Origin of the sequence: Amycolatopsis sp. NPDC051903, from assembly GCF_044452505.1 — a bacterium.
GTDB lineage: Bacteria > Actinomycetota > Actinomycetes > Mycobacteriales > Pseudonocardiaceae > Amycolatopsis.
The window spans coordinates 43,382-56,818 of the sequence record NZ_JBITBT010000012.1 but is presented as its reverse complement, the minus strand read 5'-3'; the positions used below and the strand labels follow the sequence as shown (position 1 = coordinate 56,818).

The following is a 13,437-nucleotide window of genomic DNA, read 5'->3' as shown; positions in this document are numbered from 1 at the left end:
TCCGGTTCGCCGTGATTAATTGTGTTTTGGCATTCCTTTACCTTCGCGTGCCCGGCCCGATCGTGGGCCGGCGCGAGCCGGGTTGAGCGGCGGGCACTCAGGCTTCCGTAAACTCGTTGTGAGTAGCGGGCCGAGATCAGGGAGGTGCCGGTGGCCAACACGGACGAGCGTCGCTTCGAGGTGCTGCGCGCGATCGTCGCCGACTACGTCTCGAACCAGGAGCCGGTCGGCTCCAAGACGATCGTCGAGCGCCACAACCTGGGCGTGTCGAGCGCGACCGTGCGCAACGACATGGCCGCGCTCGAGGAAGAGGGGTACATCGCCCAGCCGCACACCAGCGCGGGCCGGATCCCGACCGACAAGGGCTACCGGCTGTTCGTCGACCGGCTTTCCGAGATCAAGCCGCTCTCGCCCGCCGAGCGCCGCGCGATCACGAGCTTCCTCGATTCGGGCACCGACCTCGACGACGTGCTCCGCCGCTCGGTCCGGCTGCTGGCCCAGCTCACCCGGCAGGTCGCCGTGGTGCAGTACCCGATGCTGACCAACGCGGCGGTCCGCCACCTCGAGGTGGTCCCGCTCACGCCCGCCCGCCTGATGCTCGTCCTCATCACCGACTCCGGCCGCGTCGACCAGCGGACGGTGGACCTCGGCGACGTCCTCACGGAGGAGAGCGTGCTGCGCCTGCGCACCGTCCTCAACGGGGCGCTCGCCGGCCGCCGGCTCGTCGAGGCGGCCGCGCGGGTCGCGGAGCTGCCGGAGGTGGCGCCCACCGAGCTGCGCGACGCGCTCACCCGCATCTGCACGGTGCTGGTCGAGTCGCTCGTCGAACACCCGGAAGAACGCCTGGTGCTCGGCGGTACGGCCAACCTCACCCGCAACGTCGCGGACTTCCCCGGTTCGCTGCGCCAGGTCCTCGAAGCGCTCGAGGAACAGGTCGTCGTGCTCAAGCTGCTCGCCGCCGTCCGCAACCCCGGTACGGTCACCGTCCGCATCGGCGAGGAAAATGAGGACGAGCAGATGCGCAGCACCTCGGTCGTGTCGATCGGCTACGGCCGGGAGGACATGCTGCTGGGGGGTATGGGCGTCGTCGGACCCACCCGGATGGACTACCCGGGCACCATCGCGGCCGTGCGCGCGGTGGCCAACTACGTGGGGCAGATCCTGTCCGGCCGCTGAGGCCCGGGCGGAGCAGAAGGAGAAGGCAGAAGAACGTGGCGAGGGACTACTACGGGATCCTCGGGGTGGCCAAGAACGCGTCGGATCAGGAGATCAAGCGCGCGTACCGCAAGCTGGCCCGTGAACTGCACCCCGACGTGAACCCGTCGGAGGACGCGCAGCACAAGTTCGGGGAGGTGACGACCGCCTACGAGGTGCTCTCCGACCCGCAGAAGCGCAAGATCGTCGACCTCGGCGGCGACCCGATGGACTCGGGCGGCCGCGGTGGTGGTGGCGGCGACCCGTTCGCCGGCTTCGGCGGGCTCGGCGACATCATGGACGCGTTCTTCGGAGCCGCCGGCGGTGGCGCCGGCCGGGGCCGGGGCCCGCGCAGCCGGGTGCAGCCGGGCTCCGACGCCCTCATCCGGCTGGCGCTCACGCTCGAGGAGTGCGCCACCGGCGCCGACCGCGAGATCACCGTCGACACCGCCGTCGTGTGCGACCTGTGCCGCGGTGCTGGCACGGCGGAGGGCACGACCACCAAGACGTGCGACACCTGCGGTGGCGCCGGCGAGGTCCAGTCGGTGCAGCGCTCGTTCCTCGGCCAGGTCGTCACGGCCCGCCCGTGCCCGGTCTGCCGCGGCTTCGGCGAGGTCATCCCCGACCCGTGCCGCCAGTGCGGCGGCGACGGGCGCATCCGCGCGCGCCGCAACGTCACGGCGAAGATCCCGCCGGGCGTCGGCGACGGCATGCGCATCCGGCTCTCGGGCCAGGGTGAGGTCGGCCCCGGCGGCGGCCCCGCCGGCGACCTGTACGTGGAGATCGACGAGCTGCCCCACGAGGTGTTCGTCCGCGAGGGCAACGAGCTGCACTGCAACTTCCGCATCCCGATGACCACGGCGGCGCTCGGTGCGACCGTGCCCATCACCACGCTCGTCGACGGCGACTACGAACTCGACGTCGAACCCGGCACGCAGCCCAACACCGAGCTCGTGCTCACCGGCAAGGGCATGCCGCGGCTGCGCTCGTCCGGGCGCGTCGACGGCCGCGGCGACCTCCACGTGCACATCGACGTCGTGGTCCCGACCAAGCTCGACGAAGCGCAGCGCGACCTGCTCGTGGAGCTGGCCCAGCAGCGCGGCGAAGAGGTGCCCACGCTCGCGGCCAACGGCAGCAAGCACGGCGGCCTGTTCTCCAAGCTGCGAACGAAGCACCGCTGACCCGTGCCCGACACCACGCTGCCGGTTTTCCTCGCCACGGCCGTGCCCGACCGCGGTTCGGCCGTGCTCGACGGCGAGGAGGCCCGGCACGCGGCGACCGTGCGCCGGCTGCGCGTGGGGGAGCAGCTCGTGCTCTCCGACGGTGCCGGCGCCATGGCCCGCTGCGTCGTCGACGCCGTCCAGGCCGGCCGCGACGCGTCGCTCACGCTCACCGTCGTCGAACGCTGGACGGAGGAAGCGCCGGCGCTGCGCGTGCACGTCGCGCAAGCGCTGGCCAAAGGCGACCGCGGCGAACTCGCCGTCGAGCTCGCCACCGAAGCCGGCGCCGACGCGATCGTGCCCTGGCGCGCGGCCCGCAGCGTCGCGCGCTGGGACGACGGCCCCCGCGGCGACAAAGCCCTCGCCCGCTGGCGCGCCACCGCCCGGGCCGCCGCCAAACAAGCGCGGCGCGCCCACGTGCCCGACGTCACCGAACCCGTCAGCACCCGCGAACTCGCCCAGCTCGCCGCCACGATGTCACGCACCCTCGTGCTCGAGTCCGGCGTGACCAGCCGCCTCACCGACGTCCCCCTCCCCGACACCGGCGACATCCTGCTGGTCGTCGGCCCCGAAGGCGGCGTCACCGACGAAGAACTCGCCACCCTCGAAGCGGCCGGCGCCCTCGCCGTCCGGCTCGGCCCGACAGTGCTGCGCACGTCCACCGCGGCCGCCGTCGCCCTCGGCGCGCTGGGGGCGCTCACCAGCCGCTGGACGTGACCGCACCGCAGAAAACCCCACATTTTGCGGCGAGTCATGGCGCGATCACACTCCGGGCAGCTACGCTCGTCACCAACGCGCAACACGACGTTCGCGCACCACGACGTTTCGGCGCGCCACTGGGTGGGTAACCCCGTCGCGCGTACCCGAACCCCGCCGGGCACCTCCCCCCTCGGTCCGGCGGAGCCGCGGCGGCGGTGGAGCGACCCCCAGGCTCCACCGCGCCGCGGCGTCTTCGGGGGGTGCTTCGCACGCCCCCTTCGCCCCGGGGCGGTTCCGCGTATTTCCCGGGGGGCCGAGCCCCCCGGACCCCCGCGGTGCGATCGGTGGCCAACCCAGCGTGGGTGCCTTTCGAAGTTGTATCGGTGGCCAATCCGGCGTGGGTGTCTTTCGAAGTTGTATCGGTGGCCAATCCGGCGTGGGTGTCTTGCGGAGTCGTATCGGTGGCCAATCCAGCGTGGTCGCCTTCCGGAAGTGCGATCGGTGAACGAGTCGGCGTGGGTGCCTGCGGAGGTGGCGTTGGTGGGTGTGGGTGGCTTGCGGAGTGGGGTCGGTGGGGCGGGGTGGGCGCGGCCTAGGGTGGGCGCATGAGTGATGCGGAGACGCTGTTCGAACGGGTGATCGCCGGGGAGATTCCGGCGGACGTCGTGTACGAGGACGACAAGACGTTTGCGTTTCGGGACATCAAGCCGCAGGCCAAGGTGCACGTGCTGGTGGTGCCGAGGAAGCGGTACCGGAACGTGGGCGAGCTGGCGGCGAGTGATCCGGAGCTGCTGAGTGCGGTGGTGCTCGCGGCGCGGAAGGTCGCGGAGCTGGAGGGGATCGTGGAGTCCGGGTACCGGGTGGTGTTCAACACCGACGGGGACGCGGGGCAGACGGTGTTCCACGTTCACGCGCACGTGCTGGGCGGGGAGCAGCTGGGGTTGTTCGGGCGACACGCCTGAGCGAGGCCGAAACCGGACTGCGGCAGGGTTCGGGGAGCAAGTAGCATCGATGGGGTCCAGAGTCCGTAAGCAGCGTGCCGGAAGCGCAGAAAGCAGGCCAGAGGCCACGTGGCCGGAACCGCACAGGGTGGAGCCGCCCGTCCCGACGCCGCCGTCAGCAAGGCGTCACAGTCGAAGAACGACGATGCCACCCCCGTGGCCCAGTCCCGATTCCCCATCCCCGACGCAGCAGCGCTGAGCCTGCTGGGCTCGCGCGATGAGAACCTGCGCGTCGCCGAGGAACTCCTCGCCGCGGACGTGCACGTGCGGGGCAACGAGGTCACCCTCACCGGCACACCCGCCGACGTGGCGTTCGCCGAGCGCGTGTTCACCGACCTCGTGCAACTCGCCACCGGTGGCCAGCAGGTCGGGCCCGACACGGTCCGCCGCACCGTCGGCATGCTGTCGTCCGGCGACGCCTCCCCGGCCGAGGTCCTGAGCCTCAACATCGTCTCCCGCCGCGGCAAGACGATCCGGCCCAAGACCCTCAACCAGAAGCGCTACGTCGACGCCATCGACAAGCACACCGTCGTCTTCGGCATCGGCCCCGCCGGTACCGGCAAGACGTACCTCGCCATGGCCAAGGCCGTGCAGGCGCTGCAGGCCAAGCAGGTCACCCGCATCGTGCTGACCCGCCCGGCCGTCGAAGCCGGCGAGCGCCTCGGCTACCTGCCGGGCACGCTCAACGAGAAGATCGACCCGTACCTGCGTCCGCTCTACGACGCGCTGCACGACATGGTCGAACCCGAATCCATCCCCCGCCTCATGCAGGCCGGGACCATCGAGATCGCGCCGCTCGCGTACATGCGGGGCCGCACGCTCAACGACGCCTTCATCATCCTCGACGAGGCCCAGAACACCACGCCCGAGCAGATGAAGATGTTCCTCACCCGCCTCGGCTTCGGCTCGAAGATCGTGGTCACCGGTGACATCACCCAGGTCGACCTGCCCACCGGGCAGAAGAGCGGCCTGCGTGTGGTCCGCGAGATCCTCGACGGCGTCGAAGACCTCCACTTCGCCGAGCTGACCAGCCAGGACGTGGTGCGCCACCGGCTCGTCGGCGACATCGTCGACGCGTACGAGAAGTGGCAGGCGGTGCAGGACGCCCAGGAACCGCAGGGCGGCTGGAAGGGCAACCGCCGATGAGCATCGAGATCGCCAACGAATCCGGCGTCACCGTCGACGAGACGTCCATCGTCTCGGCCGCGCGCTTCGCGCTCGACAAGATGGAGGTCAGCCCCCTCGCGGAGCTGTCCATCCTGCTCGTCACCCTCGAGGTGATGGAAGACTTGCACGAACGGTGGATGGACCTGCCCGGCCCCACCGACGTGATGGCCTTCCCCATGGACGAGCTCGACTCGTCGCGCCGTCCCGACGCGCCCGACGCGTCGCCGGCGCTGCTCGGCGACATCGTGCTGTGCCCGGCGTTCGCGAAGGACCAGGCCAAGACCGCCGGCCACGCGCTGATCGACGAGCTGCACCTGCTCACCGTCCACGGCGTGCTGCACCTGCTCGGCTACGACCACGCCGAGCCGGCCGAGGAACGCGAGATGTTCGGGCTGCAGAAGCGCATCCTCGGCGAGTTCCAGTCCGCCGTGGCCGCCCTCGACCGCCGCAACGCGCAGCGCAACGCCGACGACCGGGTGCTCGGCATCGCGGGCCTCGACGCCTCGGCCGCGCCGAACCCGGCCGAGGAAACGTCCTAGGCAGCGATCATGGGCAGTCCCACGGCACAGCTCGTCGTCGCGGTGGCGCTGGTGCTGCTGGCCGGGGTGTTCGCGGCCGCCGACGCGGCCGTCAGCACCGTCTCGCAGGCCCGCACCGAAGGGCTCGTGCGCATCGGCCGCGCCGGCGCACGCCAGCTCGCCGCCGTCGTCGCCGAACGCCGCCGCCACATCAACCTGCTCCTGCTGCTGCGCCTCGGCTGCGAGCTCACGGCCACGGTGCTCGTCACCGTGTCGTTCCTCGCCTGGTTCGGCAAGCTGTGGCTCGCCGTGCTCGTCTCCGCCGTGGTGATGGTGGTGGTGAGCTACGTGCTCATCGGCGTCGGGCCACGCACCATCGGCCGCCAGCACCCCTACCGCGTCGGCATGATCGTCGCCGGGCCCGTGCGCGTGCTCGGGCACGTCCTCGGCCCGCTGTCGCGGCTGCTGATCGTCGTCGGTAACGCGATCACTCCCGGCCGCGGGTTCCGCGAAGGCCCGTTCACCTCGGAAGTCGAGCTGCGTGAACTCGTCGACCTCGCGCAGGAACGCGGCGTGGTCGAGGACTCCGAACGCGAGATGATCCACTCGGTGTTCGAGCTCGGCGACACGATCGCGCGCGAGGTGATGGTGCCGCGCACCGAGATCGTCTGGATCGAGCGCACCAAGACCGTGCGCCAGGCGCTGGCGCTGGCGCTGCGCACCGGGTTCACGCGCGTGCCGGTGATCGACGAGTCCGTGGACGACATCGTCGGCGTGGTCAACATCAAGGACCTGATGCCGGCGTACATGGACCCGGACGGGCCGAGCACGGTCGTCGACCAGGTCATGAACCCGGCGAGCTTCGTGCCCGACTCCAAGCGGCTCGACGAGCTGCTCAAGGAGATGCAGCTGACCCACCACCACATGGCGATCGCGGTCGACGAGTACGGCGGCACGGCGGGCCTGCTGACCATCGAGGACATCCTCGAGGAGATCGTCGGCGAGATCACCGACGAGTCCGACACCGACGAGCGCCCCGAGGTCGAAGAGCTCGAAGGCGGCGCGGTGCGCGTGTCGTCGCGGCTGAGCGTCGACGACCTCGGTGAGCTGTTCGGCATCGACCTCGAAGACCACGACGTGGAGACCGTGGGCGGGCTGCTCGCCGAACGACTGGGTAGGGTCCCGCTGCCGGGGGCCGAAGCCGAGGTCGCCGGTCTTCGGCTGTTCGCCGAAGGGGGCAAGGACCGTCGCGGCCGCATGCGGATCACGTCGGTCGTCGTCCACCCGGCCGACGCCGACGCGGTGACCGACGCCGGCAACCGCCGGCGCACCCGCGTGCCCCAGCCCGAAGAACGCGACAGGAGAGTCGAACATGCCTGACCTCGACGCCGAGGACCAGAAGCTCGTCACGCTGGCCCGCTCGGCGCGCGCCCGCACCGGCGCGGAGGAGGGCGCCGCCGTGCGCGACACCGACGGCCGCACGTACAGCGCGGCGACGGTCGACCAGCCGTCGTTCAAGCTCACCGCCGTGCAGGCCGCCGTGGCCGCCGCCCTCTCCAGCGGCGCCGAAGGGCTCGAGGCCGCCGCCGTGGTCACCGCCGACGCGCTGGTGCAGGAGGCGTCGGTGCACGCCGTGCGTGACGTCGCGAAGGCCGCTCCGATCATCCTCGCCGACCCGAAGGGCGACGTCGTCGAGGTGCTGAGCTGATGACGCAGCCGCACCGCTCCGGCTTCGCGTGCTTCGTCGGCCGGCCCAACGCCGGCAAATCGACGCTCACCAACGCGCTCGTGGGCTCGAAGGTGGCCATCACCTCCAGCAAACCGCAGACGACCCGCCACGCGATCCGCGGCATCGTGCACCGCGAAGACGCGCAGCTGGTCATCATCGACACCCCCGGCCTGCACCGTCCGCGCACGCTGCTCGGCGAGCGGCTCAACGACATCGTGCACGAGACGTGGTCCGAAGTGGACGTCGTCGGGTTCTGCGTGCCGGCCGACGAGAAAGTCGGCCCTGGCGACCGGTTCATCGCCGCGGAGCTGAAGAAGATCGCGCGGCGCACCCCGGTGATCGGTGTCGTCACGAAAACCGACCTCGTGAAGCCCGAGCAGGTCGCGGCGCAGCTGCTCGCCCTGCAGGACGTGATGGAGTTCGCCGACCTCGTGCCGGTGTCCGCTGTGGACGGTTTCCAGGTGCAGACGGTGGCCGACCTGCTCGTGGCGCGGCTGCCGGAAGGCCCGCAGCTCTACCCCGGTGGCGAGCTCACCGACGAACCCGAGCAGACGCTCGTGGCCGAGCTCATCCGCGAGGCCGCGCTCGAGGGCGTGCGCGACGAGCTGCCGCACTCCATCGCCGTGACGGTGGAGGAGATGCTGCCGCGCGAAGGGCGCGACGACCTCGTCGACGTCCACGCGCTGCTGTACGTGGAGCGGCCCAGCCAGAAGGGCATCATCCTCGGCCACAAGGGTGAACGCCTGCGCGAGGTCGGCGCGACCGCGCGGCGGCACATCGAGAGCCTGCTGGGCTCGAAGGTGTACCTCGATCTGCACATCAAGGTGGCCAAGGACTGGCAGCGCGACCCGAAGCAGCTGCGCCGCCTCGGCTTTTGAGCCGCGGCCGCGCCCGGTAGCGTCAGCACCCGTAGCGCAGCACCACACGAGCAGGGGGACGCGATGACCGGCCCGTACCCGCCACCCCCGGGTGGCCCGTACTACTACGGCGCGCCGCCGCCGAACTACGGGCCGCCGCCGGACAACCGGATGGTGTGGGCGATCCTGACCACGATCTTCTGCTGCCTGCCGTTCGGCATCGTGGCGATCGTGAAGGCCTCCGAGGTCAACTCCCTGTGGTACCAGGGCCGCTTCGCCGAAGCCCACCGGGCCGCGGACCAAGCGGGCAAGTGGGCCATGTGGTCGGCGCTGTCGATCGCCATCGGCATCGGGGCGTACCTGCTGTTCGTGCTGATCGTGTTCCTGATCGCGGGCTCCGCCGCCGGGATGTTCCCGTCGTGAGCACCGTCTACACGGGAGTCCCGGTGCAGGGCCTGCGGGCCACCGCGCGGGCCCTGTCCGGCCCGGCGGCCGCGGTCGCCGGGATCGGTGTGTGCTGCGCGGCCGTGTGGCTTGGCGACCCGACCACCCCCGGCGGTCCGTTGCCGGTTTGTCCCACGAAGTTCCTCTTCGGCATCGATTGCCCCGGTTGCGGCGGCATGCGGATGGCCTACAGCCTCATGCACGGAGACCTCGCCGGCGCGGTGCACTACAACGCGGTGGCGCTGGTGTTCGTGGCGCTGTTCGCTTGGAGCGGCGTCGCGTGGACCGTCGGGAGGCTGCGCGGGCGGGCCGTGCGGTCGTGGCTGCACTGGCGCTGGACGCCGATCACCGTCGCCGTGGTGTTCGCCGTCTGGTTCGTGGTGCGCAACCTGCCCTTCGCGCCGTTCACCTCGTTGTCCGTCTGAATTTCCCTTCGCGGGGAACCGGTTCGGGCCCCGCCGCGTCGGAGGGGTTCGGGCCGTCGCCCGATGCGGGCGCCTACCTGGGCCGAGTGCGCCGGGACCGGGTACGCTCCCGCGCACCGGCCCCGTCCACGTAGGACTCGGCCGGTTCTCGTGCGCCGCCTCGCGCGCGAGCCACGACGAACGAGGGGGAGAACACGATGACCGATCCCTACGGCGGGCCCACCGGGCAGCCGCAGGGCCAGCCGCCCTTCGGACAGTCCGGTCCGGGGCAGCAGCCGTTCGGACAGCAGCCCGGCGGCTTCGGCCAGCAACCGCCCTCGGGCGGGTTCCCCCAGCAACCCGACGCCGGCCAGGCTCCGGGTGGCTTCGGCCAGCCCGCGGCGGTCGGGGCCGCGCCGCAGCCCGGCTTCGGCCAGCAGCCCGGTGGGTTCGGCCAAGCGCCGGGCCAGCCCGGGTTCGGACAGCCGGGTGCGGGTGGTTTCGGCCAGCCCCCGGCGTACGGGCAGCCCGGTGGCTTCGGCCAGCCGAGCCCGTACGGCCCGCCCGGTGGCGGGTACGCGAACTGGGGCCAGCGCGCGGGTGCCTACCTGATCGACTTCGGGCCGTTCCTCGTTGTCGTGATCATCGCGGCACTGGTGACGATCGCGTCGCCGACCGTGGGCGGAATCATTTACTGGCTGGCGATCCTGGGCAACATCGGCTGGACGATCTACAACCGGTGGATCACCGGCGGCAACACGGGCCAGTCGCTCGGCAAGCGGGTCGTCGGCATCAAGCTCATCAGCGAGTCGACCGGGCAGCCGATCGGCCCCGCCATGGCTTTCGTGCGCGATCTCGCGCACGTCCTGGACAACGTCGCGTGCGCCATCGGTTTCCTGTGGCCGCTGTGGGACGACAAGTCGCAGACGTTCTCGGACAAGATCATCGGCACGGTCGTCGTCCCGGCCGACGCGGCGCCCGCCGCGCAGGGCGGGCAGTTCGGTCAGCCGGGCTTCGGCCAGCCGCAGCCGTTCGGCGGCGGGTTCCCGCCGGCCGGGCAGCAGCCGGGCGGGTTCGGCCAGCAGCCGGGCGGGTTCCCGCCGCCCTCCGGCGGGTTCGGTCAGCCTCAACAGCCGGCTCCCGGCGGGTTCGGCCAGCCCGGGGGCTTCGGCCAGCCGGCGGGCGCCCCGGGCACCGGCGGGTTCGCGCAGCCGGGCGCGGGTGAGCATTCCGGCGCCAGCGCGCTCGAGCAGGCCGAGCCGACGCAGATGCTCAGGCCGGGCGGGGCGCAGCCCGATAGCGGCGCGTTCGACGGCGCCGAGCGCACGCAGATGCTGCAGCCCGGTGCGACGCCTCCGGCGCAGCCCGAGGCCACGCAGAAGATCCAGCCGGGCGAGTTCGGTCAGCAGCCGCCGCAGCACTGACTTACTGTCCGCTAGACCCGCGGCGGGGGAGCTCGCCGGGAACCACGAGGAGTTTGGGGAACCGTCATGACCAATCCGTACGGCCAGCCGCAGCCGCCCTACGGCCAGCAGGGCTACGGCACGCCCTCCGGCGGCATGCCCGCGCCCTACGGCCAGCAGGGCCAGCAGGGGCAGTACGGCCAGCAGGCGCCGTTCGGGCAGCCCGGTTACGGCCCGGGCATGGGCATGCCGGGCGGGATGCCGGGTGGTGGCGACATCAACGCCATCAAGGAGTACAAGGGTTGGGCGATCGGCTGCATCTTCCTGATGTGGATCCTCGCGATCTTCGCGATCATGAAGTCGAACGAGGTCCGCACCTTCAAGATGCAGGGCAACTACGCCATGGCCCAGCAGGCGTCGCAGACCACGAAGACGCTGTGCCTGATCGCCACGATCATCGGCGGCATCGGCTGGGTGTTCGCGATCATCATGATCATCATCGCGATCGCCACCGCCGCCACCGTGTCGACCTACTGCACGGGCTACTACTGCTGAACCAGGGTGTCACCACCCCGTCCCCGGCCCCTGGTGGGACGATGGCGGGGTGGTGAACCTCTACCGCGACACCGGAGTGGTGCTGCGCACGCACAAGCTGGGTGAGGCCGACCGGATCGTCACCTTGCTGACCCGCCGGCACGGCAAGGTTCGTGCCGTGGCCAAGGGCGTGCGCCGCACCTCGTCGCGGTTCGGCGCGCGGCTGGAGCCCTTCGGGCACGTGGACGTGCAGTTCTACACCGGCCGCACCCTCGACGTGATCACCCAGGTCGAGACCGTCGACGCGTTCGCCCTGCCGCTGGTGGCCGACTACCAGCGCTACACCGCGGCGAGCGCGATCGCCGAGACCGCCGACCGGCTGTCGGCCGAAGAGGGCGAGCCGGTCCTGAAGCTGTACCTGCTGGTCGTCGGCGCCTTGCGCGCGCTCGCGGCCGGCGAACGCGACGCGTCGCTCGTCCTCGACGCGTTCTTCCTGCGGGCGATGGCCTACGCCGGCTGGGCGCCCGCCATCACCGAGTGCGCCCGCTGCGGCCTGCCCGGCCCGCACGCCGCGTTCAACGTCGCCGCGGGCGGGTCGATGTGCCCGGACTGCCGGATCGCGGGCTCCGTGCACCCCGCGCCCGAGGTGCTGACGCTGCTCGAGGCCCTGCTGCACGGCGAGTGGGACGTCGCCGAGGCGACCCACGGCGTGACCCGGCGCGACGCGTCGGGCCTGGTCGCGGCCCACCTGCAGTGGCACCTGGAACGCCAGCTGCGCTCGTTGCCGCTCGTCGAACGGCGTGTCCGGGAGGCCACCGCCGCCGGTGAGATCGGGCGACCGGCTTCGTGACGGCGGACAAGCGCCGTCAAGCCGCCGATCCGGGGCAAGTAGGGTCAGCCGGGTAAGGAATTCACTCTTTCAGGAGGCGTGAAGTGCTGCGCAGGGGACGCGAGGTCAAGGCGTCGGAGTACGAGCTGCGGGCACCGGATCCGCACCCTTCCGGCGCCAAGCCGCCGGAGATCCCCGCCGAGCTGGTGCCGAAGCACGTGGCGCTGGTGATGGACGGCAACGGCCGCTGGGCCAACCAGCGCGGCCTGCCGCGGATCGAGGGGCACAAGCGCGGCGAGGCCGTGATGATCGACGTCGCGAGCGGCGCGGTCGAGCTGGGCGTCAAGTGGCTCTCGGTCTACGCGTTCTCCACCGAGAACTGGAAGCGCAGCCCCGAGGAGGTGCGCTTCCTGATGGGCTTCAACCGCGACACCATCCGCCGCCAGGTCGACTACCTCGGCTCGATCGGCGTGCGCATCCGCTGGGCCGGGCGCCGGCCGAAGCTGTGGGCCAGCGTGATCAAGGAGCTGCAGATCGCGGAGGAGAAGACCAAGAACAACACCAAGCTCAACATGACCATGTGCGTCAACTACGGCGGCCGCGCCGAGCTCGGTGACGCGATGCGCCGGATCGCGCAGGAGGTCGCGGCGGGCAAGCTCAAGCCGGACAAGATCGACGAGCGCACCGTGGCGAAGTACCTGTACCAGCCCGAGATGCCGGACGTCGACCTGTTCCTGCGGCCCTCGGGTGAACAGCGGACGTCGAACTTCATGCTGTGGCAGTCGGCGTACGCGGAGATGGTCTACCAGGACACGCTGTTCCCGGACTTCGACCGCACGCGCCTGTGGGACGCGTGCCTCGAGTTCGCCAAGCGCGACCGCCGCTTCGGCGCCGCGATCGACCGCGCCGAAGGGAAGTCGTGACCACCGTGAGCACCTCCGAGGCGGCCGACACCGCCAACCTGCTCGCCCTCGCCCGCGAGTCGCTCGAGCGCTACCTCGAAGTCCACGTCGACGACGACGGCGCGATCACCTTCCGGCACGCGGAAGTCCCGTGCGTCATCCAGGCCACCCGGCTGGCCGACGGTCTCACCGTCCTCAGCCTGACCTGCGTCGTCGCCTGGGACCTGCCCGACGACCCGGCGCTCGCGGTCGCCGTGGCCGAGCGGGCCGGCCAGGGCCTCTTCGGCACGCTGGGGGTCGGGCACACCGACAGCGGGGTCGACGTGACTCTGCGTTACGCGTTCCCGGCCGAGGGTATGGACCCGGCGGCGCTGGGCACGTTGCTGATGCTCGTGGTGTCGACGGCGTCGCAGGTGCGCACGGAGCTGCCGGGGCTGAGCTGAGGCCTGGTTCGTCCGGTTTCCGGGGGAGCGAACGGCGGATTCGGACCGAAAACGGTCCGAGCGGTCCCTTCGCGCCGCGTCCCGCTGTGATCG

The 13,437-nt window shown here is 71.3% G+C and carries 16 protein-coding genes; all 16 read left to right on the top strand.

Annotated elements, in window-relative coordinates; genetic code table 11:
* Positions 1-150: 150 nt before the first annotated feature.
* The 16 genes from hrcA (at position 151) to ACIA77_RS24735 (ending at position 13,344) form a co-directional block, all read left to right on the top strand.
* Positions 151-1,176 (top strand): heat-inducible transcriptional repressor HrcA, encoded by a 1,026-nt coding sequence (gene hrcA, locus ACIA77_RS24810; RefSeq protein WP_395888345.1) that lies wholly within the window; start codon positions 151-153, stop codon positions 1,174-1,176.
* A gap of 35 nt (positions 1,177-1,211) precedes the next feature.
* Positions 1,212-2,375 (top strand): molecular chaperone DnaJ, encoded by a 1,164-nt coding sequence (dnaJ, locus tag ACIA77_RS24805; RefSeq protein ID WP_395888344.1) that lies wholly within the window; start codon positions 1,212-1,214, stop codon positions 2,373-2,375.
* 3 nt (positions 2,376-2,378) lie between these two features.
* Positions 2,379-3,131, top strand: coding sequence for a 16S rRNA (uracil(1498)-N(3))-methyltransferase (locus ACIA77_RS24800; RefSeq protein ID WP_395888343.1), 753 nt, complete (start codon positions 2,379-2,381; stop codon positions 3,129-3,131).
* A 587-nt stretch (positions 3,132-3,718) separates the two neighbouring features.
* On the top strand, positions 3,719-4,075 hold the full coding sequence (locus tag ACIA77_RS24795; protein WP_395888342.1) for a histidine triad nucleotide-binding protein: 357 nt from the start codon (positions 3,719-3,721) through the stop codon (positions 4,073-4,075).
* 108 nt (positions 4,076-4,183) lie between these two features.
* Positions 4,184-5,260: a PhoH family protein gene (locus ACIA77_RS24790; RefSeq protein ID WP_395888341.1), complete on the top strand. Its 1,077-nt coding sequence runs from the start codon at positions 4,184-4,186 to the stop codon at positions 5,258-5,260.
* Complete coding sequence (gene ybeY, locus ACIA77_RS24785; protein WP_204094687.1) at positions 5,257-5,820, top strand: rRNA maturation RNase YbeY; 564 nt, start codon at positions 5,257-5,259, stop codon at positions 5,818-5,820. Before ACIA77_RS24790 ends, ybeY begins: the two co-directional genes overlap by 4 nt.
* Positions 5,821-5,829: 9 nt before the next feature.
* Positions 5,830-7,179: a CNNM domain-containing protein gene (locus ACIA77_RS24780; protein ID WP_395888340.1), complete on the top strand. Its 1,350-nt coding sequence runs from the start codon at positions 5,830-5,832 to the stop codon at positions 7,177-7,179.
* The gene (locus tag ACIA77_RS24775) at positions 7,172-7,507 is read left to right on the top strand and encodes a cytidine deaminase (protein WP_395888339.1); all 336 of its coding nucleotides are present in this window, start codon (positions 7,172-7,174) and stop codon (positions 7,505-7,507) included. The genes ACIA77_RS24780 and ACIA77_RS24775 overlap by 8 nt, the downstream gene beginning before the upstream one ends.
* A complete protein-coding gene (era, locus tag ACIA77_RS24770; RefSeq protein ID WP_395888338.1) occupies positions 7,507-8,406 on the top strand; it encodes a GTPase Era in 900 nt (299 codons plus the stop codon). The genes ACIA77_RS24775 and era overlap by 1 nt, the downstream gene beginning before the upstream one ends.
* 63 nt (positions 8,407-8,469) lie before the next feature.
* Entirely contained in the window at positions 8,470-8,808 is a 339-nt protein-coding gene (locus ACIA77_RS24765; protein ID WP_395888337.1) for a CD225/dispanin family protein, read from the top strand.
* The gene (locus ACIA77_RS24760; RefSeq protein WP_395888336.1) at positions 8,805-9,254 is read left to right on the top strand and encodes a DUF2752 domain-containing protein; all 450 of its coding nucleotides are present in this window, start codon (positions 8,805-8,807) and stop codon (positions 9,252-9,254) included. The genes ACIA77_RS24765 and ACIA77_RS24760 overlap by 4 nt, the downstream gene beginning before the upstream one ends.
* Before the next feature lie 197 nt (positions 9,255-9,451).
* A complete protein-coding gene (locus tag ACIA77_RS24755) occupies positions 9,452-10,657 on the top strand; it encodes an RDD family protein (RefSeq protein ID WP_395888335.1) in 1,206 nt (401 codons plus the stop codon).
* Positions 10,658-10,723: 66 nt separating this feature from the next.
* Positions 10,724-11,191 (top strand): CD225/dispanin family protein, encoded by a 468-nt coding sequence (locus ACIA77_RS24750; RefSeq protein WP_395888334.1) that lies wholly within the window; start codon positions 10,724-10,726, stop codon positions 11,189-11,191.
* Positions 11,192-11,240: 49 nt separating this feature from the next.
* Entirely contained in the window at positions 11,241-12,020 is a 780-nt protein-coding gene (recO, locus tag ACIA77_RS24745; RefSeq protein WP_395888333.1) for a DNA repair protein RecO, read from the top strand.
* Positions 12,021-12,103: 83 nt separating this feature from the next.
* Positions 12,104-12,922, top strand: coding sequence for an isoprenyl transferase (locus ACIA77_RS24740; RefSeq protein ID WP_395888332.1), 819 nt, complete (start codon positions 12,104-12,106; stop codon positions 12,920-12,922).
* A gap of 5 nt (positions 12,923-12,927) precedes the next feature.
* Complete coding sequence (locus ACIA77_RS24735) at positions 12,928-13,344, top strand: YbjN domain-containing protein (RefSeq protein WP_395888504.1); 417 nt, start codon at positions 12,928-12,930, stop codon at positions 13,342-13,344.
* The last annotated feature ends 93 nt before the right edge of the window (positions 13,345-13,437 follow it).